The organism is Micromonospora sp. NPDC048170 (assembly GCF_040652795.1).
Taxonomy (GTDB): Bacteria; Actinomycetota; Actinomycetes; order Mycobacteriales; family Micromonosporaceae; genus Micromonospora.
On record NZ_JBEZMR010000002.1, the window covers coordinates 535,325 to 548,550 of the forward strand.

Consider the following 13,226-nt stretch of genomic DNA (forward strand, 5'->3'; position numbering starts at 1 on the left):
CGGATGCTGGCCGGTGCCGGTAACCACCGGCAAGATCACGATCCATGGAACTTCTACGGTGGCCGATCCGCGTTGCGACCGCGACGCTGCTGTGCGGACCGCTGCTGGCGTTGTACTGGATGGAACCCTGGGAACTGGTCTGTCTCGCCGTCACCGGGGTCCTGCACGTCGAGGTGGGACTGCGGCTGTGGCGGGAGCGCCCCGACAACCGCATCGGGCTGCTGCTGGTGGCCTGTGGCCTGGCGTGGCTGCTGGACGCCTGGGGCCGCGCCACCCTGCCTGCCCTGTTCACCGCCGGCATGATGCTGAGCATCGTGCAACACCCGATGCACCTGCACGTCGGTCTCATCCTGTCGTCGGGCCGGCTGCGGGGGCGGTGGGAGCGGCTCATCGCCGCAGCCGGCTACGCCTACTGGCCGGTGATCGTTGTCGGGGCGATGGCAGCCGGTGCGCTGAGCACCCATAATCTGCTGCATCTGCGGGCGTTGTCCTATCCGCTGGTCGGCGTGTTCCTCGCCGGAGTGTTCATCGTGCGGTATCGCCGGTCCGGCCGCGTCGAACAGCATGTGTACGCTCCGTTCTGGGCCGCATTGGCGGTCAACGGCCTGTTTACGACGATCCTGAGCACTGTCACCGACGGCTCCGGGCACTGGCCAGCCACGCTCTACGTCCTCGGTGCGGCGCTGATCCCGGTCGGGGCCGCACTCAGCATGCACCGCGCCGAGCGCCGCCACCTGCGCCGGGCTCGCGACCGGGAGCGCCGCCGGGTGGAGCGTGATGTGCACGACGGAGTGCAACAGCGGCTGCTCGCCGCCGCCATGATGCTGCGGCAGGACGATCCCGCGTTGGTCGCGCGCGGCGCGACAGAGGTCGACCAGGCGATTGCCGATCTGCGCGACCTTGTCCGGGGCATGAACCCGGCGGCCCTGGTGTGCCACGGCCTGTCCGGGGCAGTAGCTGCCATCGCCGAGCGCGCCTCGGTCCCGGTCCTGGTCGACGATCGGGTCAGCCACCTCACGCTGCCCGAACCGGTCGCGGTCGCCGCCTACTTCGTCACCATGGAGGCGGTTACGAACAGTCAGAAACACGCCCGGGCGGGCCGGGTGTCCGTCACGCTCGCCACCAGCGGGGGCCGGGTCGAGGTCACCGTCCACGACGACGGGATCGGCGGCGCGCTCCCGGTGCCGGGTGGCGGGCTGCACGGCCTGCGGGAGCGTGTCGAGTCGTGCGGCGGGACCCTGCGGGTGTCGAGCACCCGGGGTCGTGGCACGGCGGTACGCGCCGTCATGCCACTCGCGGCGTCATGACCCGCGCCGTCCTGGCCGACGACTCCGTACTGCTGCGCAGCGGCCTGGCACTGTTGCTGGAGCGGCATGGCATCACCGTCGCGGCCGAGGTAGGCGATGGCGAGCAACTGCTGGCTGCTGTCGCCCAGCACCAGCCGGACATCGCGATCGTCGACATCCGCATGCCGCCCAGCTTCACCGTGGAGGGCGTCCGCGCTGCGCTGGACGTACGCCGTCGTCACCCCGGCGTCGCGGTGCTGTTGCTGTCCCAGCACCTGGAACACCGCGAGGCGCTGGCCCTGCTCCAAGAGCCCGGCGGCGGGGTCGGCTATCTGCTCAAGGACAGGATCACCGATGTCGCCGGGTTCCTGCGCGACGTGCGCGAAGTCGCGGCGGCAGGCACGGCGATCGATCCGATCGTGGTCGACCGGCTGTTGCGCCGACCTCGCGTGTCAGGTGGTGTCGGCATGCTGTCACCGCGCGAGCGTGAGATCCTGGCCCGGATGGCGGCAGGTCGGGCCAACCGGGGCATCGCCGCTGACCTCCATCTCTCCGAGCGCACCGTGGAGACCCACGTACGTAGCATCTTTGCCAAACTCGGTCTGGCCGATGAGCCGGACACCCACCGGCGGGTGCTCGCGGTGCTGACCTTCCTGGCGGACTGACCCCTGGCTGACATCAATTACGTGCTCGCACTGATGTGCCCTGCCGTCCGGATTCCTAGTGTTGATCTCCGTAAGCCCAAGCAATCGAGGGGGGACAACATGAGGTTCGCAACGGTATCGGCCCGGCTGGCGGTGGCGGCGGCCGTGGCAGGCAGCGCGCTGGTCGGTGTGACGCCGGCACAGGCAGCGGCCACCAGCACGATCGTCTGCGAGGAGACCAAGCAGGTCGAGGAGGCGTCGTACGACGTCAACTCCGGCTGCTGGCTGCAGAACGGCGACCGGGTCCAGATCAGCGCTTCCGGGCTGATCTGGGCTGGGGTGTGGCTCACCGGGCAGAACGGTCCACAGGGTTGGACGAACATGGCCAACGACTCGAAGTTCCCGATGACGAACGCCCGCGCCTTCTCGCTGCTGGCCAAGACCAACGGCAACTACCGTTATGCCGGGACTGGCACGACGTTCACCTACTACGGCACCGGCAGCACGCTGTACCTGCGGATCAACGACGACACGCCGGGCAACGGCAACGGTGCTTTCACCGCTGACGTCACGGTCACCCGCGGCTGAGCTGCCGTCACGGCGATCCGCTGCCGACAGTGCGGGTGTGGCTCGGCAGACAACCGTTTTCCGAGCCACACCCCGCTGCCAGCTCCGCACACCGGTCGAAACGCAGGGTCCCGGCGAAACAGGGTGCCCAGCTTGATGTGGAGGCCGTTTCGCTACGGTGTGGGACCGGGGATCTCACTCGCCGCGCTCGCCGTCGGCCGGCAGACTGTCGGTCGTGACAGCCGAGATGATGTTCCCGGGCGATGCTTGGAACGAGATCCGGTTCGGCTTGTACGAGCCGACTCTCGACTACAGCGGCAGCGGGTGGGGCCGGGACGTACTGGAGCCCTGGATCGCGGCCAACTCGCCCATCTTGGCGGCGCTGCGGCAGGTCGGTCAGGTGGAGATGGCTGCCGTCGCGCTCGTGCAGGAGGACCGGTGGGCGTTGTACGCGCTGAGCCGGGTGGTGGAGTTGCTCATCCTGCCCAGCCAACCGCCCGCCATCGGCCCCGACGTCTGCACCGATTGGCTTCCCTGCTCGGCGTACCGGCAGTTCGTCACCGCGATCGGTGGCACGTTCCCCGAGGGGGAGGCGTTCCATCCGTTCCTGCACGAGATCGTCGAGGTCACGCCGGCCGACGATCCGCAGGAGACTCCCCTACTGGTCGAGCAGTGGTGGCCGGGCTGCCTCATCGGATCGCTACTGCTGGTCCGTGGCGGCGTGAGCGTCCGCGCCGGTGCCCACCACCTGGATCCCGCACTCGCCACGACCTCGACCCTGTACTGGGCATGGCGGCGGCGGTACCGGCAGGTGGCTGACCTGTCCCACGGCTGGGGCAGCAACTCGCAGTGGCGCACGGAGTTCCGCCGTGACTACTGGTTGTCGGACCGGTTCGTCTACAACGCGGATGCCGCCCTGAACGTGACGCCGTCGCACCCCGGCGGTCCGCCTCCGAACACGGACGTGGATTTGCTGCGCTACCGGTGCAGCACCCTGGTCGACCACGGCGACGATCAGTGGGTCTGGGACAGCCACCACACCGAACCGGCCGTTCCCACCCCCACTGTGCCCGGGTGACCGATCCACTGCGCGTGGGAGCCGCACCGCGCGAAGGTCGGCAGGCCCGACAACAGGCTTCGATTCGCCTCCCGCCGTCTCAGGAGGCTCCCGTGGCCAGTCGTAGTTCGGGAAGGCGTTCGGTGGCGGCGTCGATCACCGTACGGGCGAGGGGCGCCGGGAGACCGGCCTGCACTGCCAGACTCTCTGACGTGGACCTCGACGCGGGGGAGTTGACCATCGACCGGCAGCTCCAGCGAGTTGGTGCCGAACTGCTGCACCGGGAGACGAAGACCGCCGCCTCGGACGCCACCCTGCCGCTGCCGGACATCTGCACCGTGGCGATCGACCGTCGCCGCGCCGCCCAAGCCACCGCCCGGGACGCCGCCGGCCCGGCCTGGCACCCCTCCGACCTGATCTTTACCACTCGATACGGCCGTCCCGTCGAGCCACGGAACTTCAACCGTTTCTGGGACCGGCGCTGCGACACTGCCGGAGTCCGGCGGATCACCGTCCGGGACGCCCGGCGGACCTGCGCCTCGCTCCTGGCCGACCTGGACGTCCACCCCCGGGTGGCGATGCAGATCCTCCGGCATGCCCAGTTCGCCATCACGATGGAGATCTACACGGTGGTCTCCTCGGCGGCCACCCGCGATGCGCTCAAGCGGCTCGGCAGCGCGCTGGACCGGTAGGCCGTACGGCCTCGGGACGGGCGACGCTCCTGGCCCCAGCCCGGTCCGCTACCGGTCGCCGTAGTGGTAGCGGCAGGCGATGATCTCGACGTTGTCCTTGGTGATCCGATACACCAGCCGGTGTTCGCGATCGATCCGGCGGGACCAGAAGCCGGACAGCTCTCCCCGCAGGGGCTCCGGCTTGCCGATTCCCTCGTATCCGTTGCGCATCACGTCCGCGATGAGATCGTTGATGCGCTTGACCAGCTTCCGGTCGGTGTGGCTGAGGTACTGGTTCCAGGCCGTCGCGGTGAAGACCAGCCTCACGCGACGTCCCGCACGGTGGCCGGGTCGATCAGGTCCCGCTCGGCCGTGTCGCTCTCCTCAAGCTCCGCGATCGAGCGGCGCAGGGCTGCGGCGTTGGCCGGGTTGCGAAGGAGGTACTCGGTCTCCTTCATCGCCTCGTACTCGGCGAGCGGCACGATGACCACCGGCTCGTGTCCCGACCGGGTCACCACCACTTCCTCCGCGTCGTTGATCACGCTGTCGAGTTCGGCGGCCAGGTTCTGCCGTAGCTGGGTGAAGTTGACGGTCCGCATGACCACCTCCAGAGCAAGTACAGAAAAGTGTACCTCGGTTGGCCTGGCATCTCGTCCGTGGTCGACCCTGACGGAGGATCCAGGGTGCTGCTGTACTTCGTAGCTGTACGAGCCAAGATCACGGCGCAATCGGCCCTACGAAGGGGCCGGTGACCTGCGGAGGAGTGGGCCGCCAGGGACTCGAACCCTGAACCTATGGATTAAAAGTCCACAGCTCTGCCATTGAGCTAGCGGCCCGCGCGCTCAGGTTACCGGACGACGGCCGAACGCGACTCTTGGCTTTCGTGTCGTGATCGACAGGGCGGCTCAGGAGCCGGCCGGGCCCGTTGCCGGAGGCGCCCGTCTGCACAGGACAGGTGCCTCCGGGCGTACGGAAGATGGTCAGGCCTGCCAGGCGGTTGTGGCTACTGGTTGGCGAGGGCTACCTGCCGGGCGTTGACGACGATGTCCCACCAGGATGAGTTCAGGTGCGGTTCCTTCACCCGGGCCCAGCCGCCGGAGACCACGGCGATCCGGGTGCCGGCGACGTCGAGATCCGTGGCGCCGGTGGCGACGAGATCCCAGCCCGCGTTGAGCGGTCCGGCCTTCACGTAGGCGTTGCCGCTGTTGTCCCGCACTGCGACCCGGTAGCCCTCGACGACGACCTCCCGGCCAGCAGCCTGGTTGACCCAGCCCGCGTTGAGCGGACCCTCCTTCACCTTGGCGGTGCCGCCCTCGACGACACCGATCCGGGCTCCGTCGAGGGACAGGTCGGTCGCGCTGGCCGCGACCGTGTGCCAGAGCGCGTTGATGGACCCTTCCTTGACCTTCGCGACGCCGCTCTCGATGACCCCGATCCGACCGTCGGCCGCGTCGATCACGGTCGTGTTGCTCGAGATGTGCGCCCAGTTCGTGGCGTAGAGGCCGTCCTTGGCCCAGGCCCTGCCGTCGGTGCCGAGCACGACGTAACGGTCACCGTCGACGACGACGTCCTTGGCGTTGTGGAACAGTGTCACCCAGGCTGCGGTGAGACCGCCGACCTTCACCTCCGCAGTCCCGTTCGTGCCGATGACGGCGATGCGGTCGCGGTCGGCGGAGACCTTGGTGACGTTGGTCTTGAGTTCGTGCACGGTCCCGTTGAGCGACTCCTTGGCCGCGAGCGTCCCGTTGGTGCGTACCACGAGGACCCGGTCGGGAATGGCGTTGGCCGGCGGCAGGTCGGCGAACGGAAGGTTGATCGGGGCGCCCTTGGTGACCGTGCCGCCGCAGGCGTACGCCGGGGAGATGTTGTAGACCGCGCCGTTGCGCCGGATCTCGAAGTGCAGGTGGGGGCCGGTGGAGTTGCCGGTGCTGCCGACGTACCCGAGCACCTGCCCCTGCCCGACCTGCTGCCCGACCGCCACCGAGGCCGGCCGGACCATGTGCAGGTACCGGGTCTGGTAGCCGCTGGCGTGGTTGACCGTCACCATGTTGCCCCCGCCGGCGGACCAGCCGGCGAAGGCGACCGTGCCGGGGTAGGCGGCGCCGATCGCCATCCCGTTGTTCCCCGCGATGTCCACCCCGTAGTGGTCGCCGTCGATGCTGCCGCACCTGCTCGACAGCACCCCGGTGACCCGTCCACCCACCGGCTGGATCATGGCGCCGGTCTGCGCTGACGCCGGCTGCGCCGGAACGACCGTGATTCCCAGCAGGATGCCTGCCGCCACTCCGACCGCTCGCAGTCGACTCCACACGCTTGCTCTCGTCACGCCTCCACCTCTCGTCGATATTCATGAACATCGTGATGCTGTGACATCGGGTGGAGTTTTCACAAGGTCGGAACCTGTCGGGTCAGGTGAGACGTACTTATGCTCAGGTGCGCTGTAGATCAGCGGGTTGAGCTGCCGGTTTGTTGATCCACGCGCCTTCCTCGTCCGCCCGCCCATCCGGCCTGAACGCCGGCCCATCCCGGCCCGGGCGCCCGTCCGGCCCGGCTGCCCGCGCGGGTGATTGAGGTGCGGCTGACCGGGTACGGGGCGGAAATGCGGATCGTGGTGGTGGGGGCGACCGGCAACGCGGGCACCGCCCTGTTGCGCCGGCTGCGGCGGGAGCGCGGACTGGACCTCGCCGGGGTGGCCCGTCGGCTGCCCGGGCCGGACTGCGGTGAGCCGTACGACCAGGTGGAGTGGCACTCGTGTGACATCGGCCTGCCCGGGGCGGCCGGCCAGTTGGCCGAGGTCTTCGCCGGGGCCGATGCGGTGGTGCACCTGGCCTGGCAGATCCAGCCCAGCCACGACCAGCGGGTGTTGCACCGGACCAACGTGGGAGGCAGCGCGGCCGTGATCGACGCGACGGTCGGCGCGGGCGTGCCGGCTCTCGTGTACGCGTCGTCGGTCGGCACCTACGCGTCCGGCCCGAAGGACCGTCCGGTCTCCGAGCGCTGGCCGGCGACAGGGGTGCCCGGCTCGTCGTACAGCCGGGACAAGGCCGAGGTGGAGGCGCTGCTCGACCGGGCCGAACGCGAGCACCCGGGGCTGCGGGTGGTGCGGCTGCGGCCCGGCCTGAACTTCCAGCGGGCGGCGGCCACCGAGATCACCCGCTACTTCCTCGGCCCGTTCGCGCCCGTCCGGCTGCTCCGCTTCGGCCGGATTCCGCTGGTCCCCACGAATCCCCGGCTGCGGATGCAGGCGGTGCACACCGACGACGTCGCCGACGCGTACGCCCGGGCGGTCCTCGGTGACGCGCGCGGCGCGTTCAACGTCGCCGCGGACCCGGTGCTGACCCCGGAGTTGGTGGCCCGCCACTTCCATGGCTGGACGGTGCCCGTGGCCGCCCCGGTGCTGCGCGCCGCAGCTGCGCTGACCTGGCGGGCGCGGCTGCAACCGATCGACGCCGGCTGGGTGGAGCTGGCACTGCACGCGCCGCTGATGTCGAGCGAGCGCGCCGAGACGGAGCTGGGCTGGCACCCGCGCCACGACGCGGTGAGCGCGCTGAAGGAACTCCTCACCGGCATGGCCGACGGCGCACACGCCACCAGCCCACCGATGTCGGCCTCCGCCGCCCACCCTGGCCGCCCAGCGGCCCTGCTACGCGGCCGCCCCGCCGGCCACGGCAACCCCTACTGACCCGCGCCGCCCTGCCTCCCCCTCCGGCGACCCGCCACCGCTCGGATCGATCAAGAGGTTCGTGTTCCGAACCGGCGCTCCGGGGGACGCAAACCTCTTGATCGACTGCGGGAGCGGGCCCGGGCGGGAGGGAGCGAGCGGGGCCGTCAGAAGTCGGTGAAGAGGTACGGGACCTGACGGGGGAAGAGGCGGCGCAGCTCCGTCGCGGCGTCCGCCGACACGTCGCCCAGCCCTCGCAGGCCCACCTCCACCGGGTCCAGCACCCCGTACGCCAGGGCGGAGATGCCGGCGGCGGTCAGTGTGGCGGCCGGCGGCGAGCCGGCGGTGGCGGCGGCGCCGGTGACCAGCTCCAGCACGCCGGTCGTGCCGTCCAACAGGTACGACCCGGCCAGCCAGCGGTCGCCGGTCAGCTCCACCCGCACCCGGCCCGGCCCGGCGGGCAGCCCGGCCAGCGCGTCGACGGACAGCAGCCGGGCCATCGGCGCGGCGGCGTTCGGCCGAGCCACCCGAGCCTCGACGTGCACGGCCAGGTCGGTCAGCCACAGCTCCGGCAACTCGTCGGCGGGGAGTTGGACGGTCACCCGCTCCACCTGGTCGACGTGCCGGGCGAAGAACTGCAACAGCAGCGCCCGGGCGACCGGGTCGGCGGCGAGCAGGTCGCCGGCGGTCAGCGTGCCGCCGTGGTCGTCGATCCGGTAGAGCACCGCGCCGGTGACCGTGCCGCCCGAACGGGCCGTGAGCAGCCAGTGCTCGTCGCGGTCACGCAGCCCCACCGCCCGGTAGCCGGGAAAGATCGCGAAGCCGTGCCGCTCGTTCAGGCACCGCTCGGTGAACGTGCGCCAGTCCTGGTAGCCCTCGCCGATCCGCTCCCAGCCCACCTCGCCCGGCAGGTCGGCGCCGAGCAGCTCGCCCATGTCGGTCGGCGAGAACGTGACGGTACGCGGCTTGGGCAGCCCCACGTAGCCGAACCGGGCGTAGAACGACGGCCGGAACGGGTAGAGCGCGCTCAGCTGGTGCCCCTCGTCGCGCATCTCGTCGAGGAGTTGGTGCAGCAGGGCGCGCACGTGCCCCCGGCGGCGGGCCAGCGGGTGGGTGGCGACCCCGGCGACGCCCGCCATCGGCAGCACCTCGCCGCGCAGGTTCTGCCGCATCGGGATGGCCGAGGCGGCGGCCAGCGCGACGCCGTTCTCCTCGACGACCAGCGTCCGGTTGCCCTCGTTGTAGGGCAGGTAGCCACGGAACTCGTCCGCCCGGGCCACGCTTCGCGGCGACGCCTCGAAGGCGTACGCGCCGAGCGCGAAGCTGGTGGACAGTCGTTCCTCGGCGTTCACCCGGCGGACGGTCATCCGCCCATCCCATCCCGGCCCGACGGTCCCCGCAACCGTAATCGCCGGTCGGCGGGCCGGTGCGGGCCGTCTCAGACGGCGACGACGTCGGAGACCACGACGGTCACGTTGTCCGGCGCGCCGGCCTGGTGGGCGAGCTTGACGAGTTGCTCGCCGCACTGCTGGCGGTCGCCGTACGTGCTCAGCGCCGCGGCGATCGTGCCGTCCTCGACGTAGTCGGAGAGCCCGTCGCTGCACAGCAGCAGCCGGTCGCCGGCGACCACCGTGAGTACCCCGACCGCCGGGGGCGTGTCCGAGCCCTGCACCGCCCGGGTCACCAGGGACCGCTGCGGGTGGTACCGCGCCTGCTCGGGCGAGAGCGCCCCCTGGTCGACCAGCGCCTGGACGAAGGTGTCGTCCCGGGTGAGCTGGGTCAGCTCCCCGCCACGCAGCAGGTAGCAGCGGGAGTCACCCACCTGGGCCAGCACCAGCGCGTCACCGGCGAGCAGGGCGGCGGTCAGCGTCGTACCCATGCCGTCGCGTGCCGGGTCGACGGTGATGGCGGCGTGGATGCGCCGGTTGGCGGTGCTCACCACGGCCCGTAGCGCGCCGGCCGCCTCGTCGGGGTTGGTCGGTGGGCTCAGCTCGTCCAGGATGCGGATGACGATCTCGCTCGCCACCTCGCCGGCGGGCAGGCCGCCCATGCCGTCCGCGACCGCGACGAGGCGGTCACCGGCAAGGGCGGAGTCCTCGTTGTTGGTGCGGACCAGGCCGATGTCGTTGAGGATGGCCGAGCGGAGGATCAGCGTCATGGGGTCAAGCTTGCCAAGAACACCCTCCCGCCGTCTCTACGCACTACTGCGTAGGGTTGGGGAATGATGCCGGTGTCCATGGTCGGGCGTGCCGGCGAGCTGGCCGAGCTCGACCGGGCATGGTCCACCCTGGTCACCTCCCGGCGGCCCGCGTTGACCGTCGCGGTGCTCACCGGCACCGCCGGGGTAGGCAAGTCTCTGCTGGTCGCGGCTGCCCTGGAGGCATTCACTCCCGGGCCGGCGGTGGTGCTCTCCGGTGCCGCCCGGGTGCACAGCCCCGCCCCGTACGACTGGCTGGCCGCCGTCCTCACGGGTCGGGACACGAGCCGGCTCGACCTGCCGCCGGACGCGTTGGCCTGGCTCGCCCAGCACCCCACCGCCCCGCGCGAGCGCTATGCGCCGGGCACCCTGCTGCGGCTCGCGGTGCGGGTCGTCCGGCTGCTGGTCGCTGCCGGCCCGGCCGTGCTGGTGGTGGAGGACCTGCACGCCCTCGACCCGGCCAGCCTCAACCTGGTCGGCGAGCTGGCGACCGCCGCCGACCTGCCGGCGCTGCTGGTGGTGGCCAGCCGGCCCGCCGAGGACGCGGTCGCGCCGGATCTCGCGGTCCGCGCCCTGGCCCGGCTCTGCGGCGCCCGCGGCGCCGTCCGCCAACACCTCGGGCCGCTGCTCCCGGCCGAGGTCGCCGAGGTACTGACCCAGGTGTACGCGGACCCGCGCCCGTCGGCCCGGCTGGTGCGCGCCGTCTGGCAGCGCACCGGCGGCAACCCGTACGCGCTGACCGAACTGCTCGCCGCACACGCCGGCCGGGGGCCGGAGGCGTTGCTCCGTCCGCCGCCCGCTCCGCGCCCGCCGAGGGTGGTGCCGCAGCGGCCGGCCGAGCCGGTCGACGCCGAGCTGACCGGGCGGGAGATCGAGGTGCTGGGCTGCCTGGTCGCCGGGATGTCCAACAAGCAGGCGGCGCGGGCCCTCGGCATCTCGGTGCGGACGGTCACCGTGCACGTGTCGAACCTGCTGCGCAAGACCGGGTCGGCGTCGCGTACCGAGGCGGCGATCTGGGCGGTACGGCGGCGACTGCCGGTGCCGACCCCGGTCGACGGCTGACCCCGGTCGCCGGGCCACGCCGCCGGGTGCCGCTGTCGGGGCGCCGTCGCCGGGCGCCGTCGTCGGGGCACCGCCGTTGGGGTGCCGCCGTCGGTGGGGTTCAGCGGAGGGGGTAGCGGAGCAGGAGGCTGGCGGCGACCTCCTCGTCGCCGACGGCGGCGTACACGTGCGGCACGTCGGACGTCCAGCGCAGGTGACCGCCGGCGCCGGCGGTCAGTGGCGCGTCGACCGGGCCGGCGCGCAGCACACCCGCGAAGACGGTGATGTGCTCGGTGACGCCCCGCTGGTGTGCGGGGGAGAGCTGTTCCGGGCCGGGCGCGACCAGCATCCGGTACAGCTCGTAGGTGGCGTCGGTGTCCTCGAAGACCTCCAGCAGGATGGCGCTGACCGCGACGCCCCGGACGGTCGGCCCGGAGGCCGGGCCGGAGAGCACGGCCGTCAGCGGTACGCCGAGCTGCGCGGTGATCGCGTAGAGCGTCTCCAGGGTCGGGTTCCGGGTGCCGTTCTCCAGGCCGGAGAGGGTCGCCTTCCCCACCCGGGCGAGTCGGGCGAGGGTGGACAGCGACATCCCCCGTTCCTCGCGCAGGGCGCGTACCCGGCGACCGACGGCCTCGGCGCCCGGGTCGGGGGCCGAATGGTGGACTGGTGGCGTCTGCGGCACCCCGCTATGGTGCTACAGGTTTTGTTCCGTAAACGGAACGGGTCGGGGAGGCGGGATGGCAGGACGGTCGCAACCGGTGCTGGCGGGCGTGGTCACCGCGCTGGTCGGGTTCGCCAGTTCGTTCACCGTGGTGCTGGCCGGCCTGCGGGCCGTCGGGGCCTCGGACGCGCAGGCCGCGTCCGGGCTGCTGGCGGTATGCGTGGCCTCCGGGGCCTCCGCCGTCTGGCTGGGCCTGCGGCACCGCATCCCGATGAGCATCGCCTGGTCCACCCCGGGCGCGGCGCTGCTGGTGGCCACCGGCGCGGTGCCCGGCGGGTGGCCCGTCGCCGTCGGGGCGTTCCTCGTCTCGGGCGTGCTGATCGTGGCCGCCGGGCTCTTCCCCGCGCTCGGGCGGGCCGTCGCGGCGATCCCCCGGCCGATCGCGGGCGCGATGCTCGCCGGGGTCCTGCTGCCGCTCTGCACCGCCCCCGTCCGCGCGCTGGTCGAGGTGCCCCGGCTGGCCGTCCCCGTGGTGCTGGCCTGGCTGCTCCTGCACCGGTTCGCCCGGCGCTGGGCGGTGCCGGGCGCGCTGGTCGTCGCGGTGGCGGCGATCGCGCTGACCACCCCCGTCACCGGCCTCGGCGGCGCGCGGCTGCTGCCCGCGGTCGAGCTGACCGCCCCGGCCTGGAGCGTCTCCGCCCTGATCGGCCTGGCGCTGCCGCTCTTCCTGGTCACCATGGCCGCGCAGAACGTCCCGGGGATGGCGGTGCTGGTCGGCTACGGCTACCGGCCGCCCTTCGGCGCCGCGCTGCGGGCCACGGGGCTGACCACCGTGGTCGCCGCCCCCGCCGGTGGGCACGCGGTGAACCTCGCCGCGATCACCGCCGCGCTGGCCGCCGGCCCGGACGCCCATCCGGACCCGGACCGTCGCTGGATCGCCTCGGTCACCGCCGGGATCGGGCTGGCCCTGCTGGGACTGGGCGCCGGGGCGGCCACCGCGCTGGTCGCGCTCGCCCCGCCGGTGCTGATCGAGGCGGTCGCCGGGCTGGCGCTGCTCGGCGCACTGGCCACCGCACTCACCTCGGCGCTGGCGGAGCCGGCGGCCCGCGAGGCCGCGGTGGTCACCTTCGTGGTCACCGCCTCCGGCGTGACCCTGGTCGGCGTGGGTGGCGCGTTCTGGGGCCTGGTCGCCGGCGGGGTGATGCTCCTGCTCTTCCGTACCCGCTCCGCCGGACCGGCCGCGCCGCAGCCGGCATCCGAACCCCCGACCGAGCCACGCCCGGCTCCGGCCGCGTCCGACCCGCCCGGCTCCGACTCCGGCTCGCCTGGCCCTGGCCCGGCCGGCTCCGGCTCGCCCGGGGTGGACCCCGTCGGGGTCGCCTCGTCGCCGAGCGGTGGCCAGGCCGGCGGCCACTGACCGTCCGCGCACTGTGGAGCTGAA

14 protein-coding genes and 1 tRNA gene are annotated in these 13,226 nt (G+C 72.2%); 8 read left to right on the plus strand and 7 right to left on the minus strand.

Going from position 1 to position 13,226, the window contains the following annotated elements; genetic code table 11:
* The first annotated feature begins 44 nt into the window (after positions 1-44).
* The 5 genes from AB0D32_RS06005 (at position 45) to AB0D32_RS06025 (ending at position 4,246) form a co-directional block, all read left to right on the plus strand.
* Positions 45-1,307, plus strand: coding sequence for an ATP-binding protein (locus tag AB0D32_RS06005; protein WP_357085420.1), 1,263 nt, complete (start codon positions 45-47; stop codon positions 1,305-1,307).
* Positions 1,304-1,951, plus strand: a complete 648-nt coding sequence (locus tag AB0D32_RS06010) for a response regulator transcription factor (RefSeq protein WP_357085422.1) — start codon at positions 1,304-1,306, stop codon at positions 1,949-1,951. The genes AB0D32_RS06005 and AB0D32_RS06010 overlap by 4 nt, the downstream gene beginning before the upstream one ends.
* Positions 1,952-2,050: 99 nt before the next feature.
* Complete coding sequence (locus tag AB0D32_RS06015) at positions 2,051-2,518, plus strand: hypothetical protein (protein ID WP_357085424.1); 468 nt, start codon at positions 2,051-2,053, stop codon at positions 2,516-2,518.
* Positions 2,519-2,732: 214 nt separating this feature from the next.
* A complete protein-coding gene (locus AB0D32_RS06020; protein WP_357085426.1) occupies positions 2,733-3,575 on the plus strand; it encodes a hypothetical protein in 843 nt (280 codons plus the stop codon).
* A 122-nt stretch (positions 3,576-3,697) separates the two neighbouring features.
* The gene (locus AB0D32_RS06025) at positions 3,698-4,246 is read left to right on the plus strand and encodes a tyrosine-type recombinase/integrase (RefSeq protein WP_357085687.1); all 549 of its coding nucleotides are present in this window, start codon (positions 3,698-3,700) and stop codon (positions 4,244-4,246) included.
* A 48-nt stretch (positions 4,247-4,294) separates the two neighbouring features.
* Here the strand turns inward: AB0D32_RS06025 and AB0D32_RS06030 are convergent, their stop codons facing one another.
* The 4 genes from AB0D32_RS06030 to AB0D32_RS06045 all read right to left on the minus strand — a co-directional run bounded on the left by AB0D32_RS06030 (position 4,295) and on the right by AB0D32_RS06045 (position 6,551).
* Positions 4,295-4,552: a Txe/YoeB family addiction module toxin gene (locus tag AB0D32_RS06030; RefSeq protein WP_357085428.1), complete on the minus strand. Its 258-nt coding sequence runs from the start codon at positions 4,550-4,552 to the stop codon at positions 4,295-4,297.
* Complete coding sequence (locus tag AB0D32_RS06035) at positions 4,549-4,824, minus strand: type II toxin-antitoxin system prevent-host-death family antitoxin (RefSeq protein WP_357085430.1); 276 nt, start codon at positions 4,822-4,824, stop codon at positions 4,549-4,551. Before AB0D32_RS06035 ends, AB0D32_RS06030 begins: the two co-directional genes overlap by 4 nt.
* Before the next feature lie 165 nt (positions 4,825-4,989).
* Positions 4,990-5,061 (minus strand) — tRNA-Lys (locus tag AB0D32_RS06040).
* 167 nt (positions 5,062-5,228) lie between these two features.
* Positions 5,229-6,551, minus strand: coding sequence for a M23 family metallopeptidase (locus tag AB0D32_RS06045; RefSeq protein WP_357085432.1), 1,323 nt, complete (start codon positions 6,549-6,551; stop codon positions 5,229-5,231).
* 273 nt (positions 6,552-6,824) lie between these two features.
* Here AB0D32_RS06045 and AB0D32_RS06050 point away from each other — a divergent pair, with 273 nt between their 5' ends.
* Positions 6,825-7,907 (plus strand): NAD-dependent epimerase/dehydratase family protein, encoded by a 1,083-nt coding sequence (locus AB0D32_RS06050; protein WP_357085690.1) that lies wholly within the window; start codon positions 6,825-6,827, stop codon positions 7,905-7,907.
* A gap of 146 nt (positions 7,908-8,053) precedes the next feature.
* On the opposite strand, the gene AB0D32_RS06055 is transcribed toward AB0D32_RS06050, so the two are convergent.
* Positions 8,054-9,253: a GNAT family N-acetyltransferase gene (locus AB0D32_RS06055; RefSeq protein WP_357085434.1), complete on the minus strand. Its 1,200-nt coding sequence runs from the start codon at positions 9,251-9,253 to the stop codon at positions 8,054-8,056.
* A 71-nt stretch (positions 9,254-9,324) separates the two neighbouring features.
* A complete protein-coding gene (locus tag AB0D32_RS06060) occupies positions 9,325-10,044 on the minus strand; it encodes a protein phosphatase 2C domain-containing protein (RefSeq protein WP_357085436.1) in 720 nt (239 codons plus the stop codon).
* Positions 10,045-10,107: 63 nt separating this feature from the next.
* Between AB0D32_RS06060 and AB0D32_RS06065 the strand changes: the two genes are divergently transcribed.
* On the plus strand, positions 10,108-11,145 hold the full coding sequence (locus AB0D32_RS06065; RefSeq protein WP_357085438.1) for an AAA family ATPase: 1,038 nt from the start codon (positions 10,108-10,110) through the stop codon (positions 11,143-11,145).
* A gap of 100 nt (positions 11,146-11,245) precedes the next feature.
* On the opposite strand, the gene AB0D32_RS06070 is transcribed toward AB0D32_RS06065, so the two are convergent.
* Complete coding sequence (locus AB0D32_RS06070) at positions 11,246-11,806, minus strand: XRE family transcriptional regulator (protein ID WP_357085440.1); 561 nt, start codon at positions 11,804-11,806, stop codon at positions 11,246-11,248.
* Positions 11,807-11,861: 55 nt separating this feature from the next.
* Here AB0D32_RS06070 and AB0D32_RS06075 point away from each other — a divergent pair, with 55 nt between their 5' ends.
* Positions 11,862-13,202, plus strand: a complete 1,341-nt coding sequence (locus AB0D32_RS06075; protein WP_357085442.1) for a benzoate/H(+) symporter BenE family transporter — start codon at positions 11,862-11,864, stop codon at positions 13,200-13,202.
* The last annotated feature ends 24 nt before the right edge of the window (positions 13,203-13,226 follow it).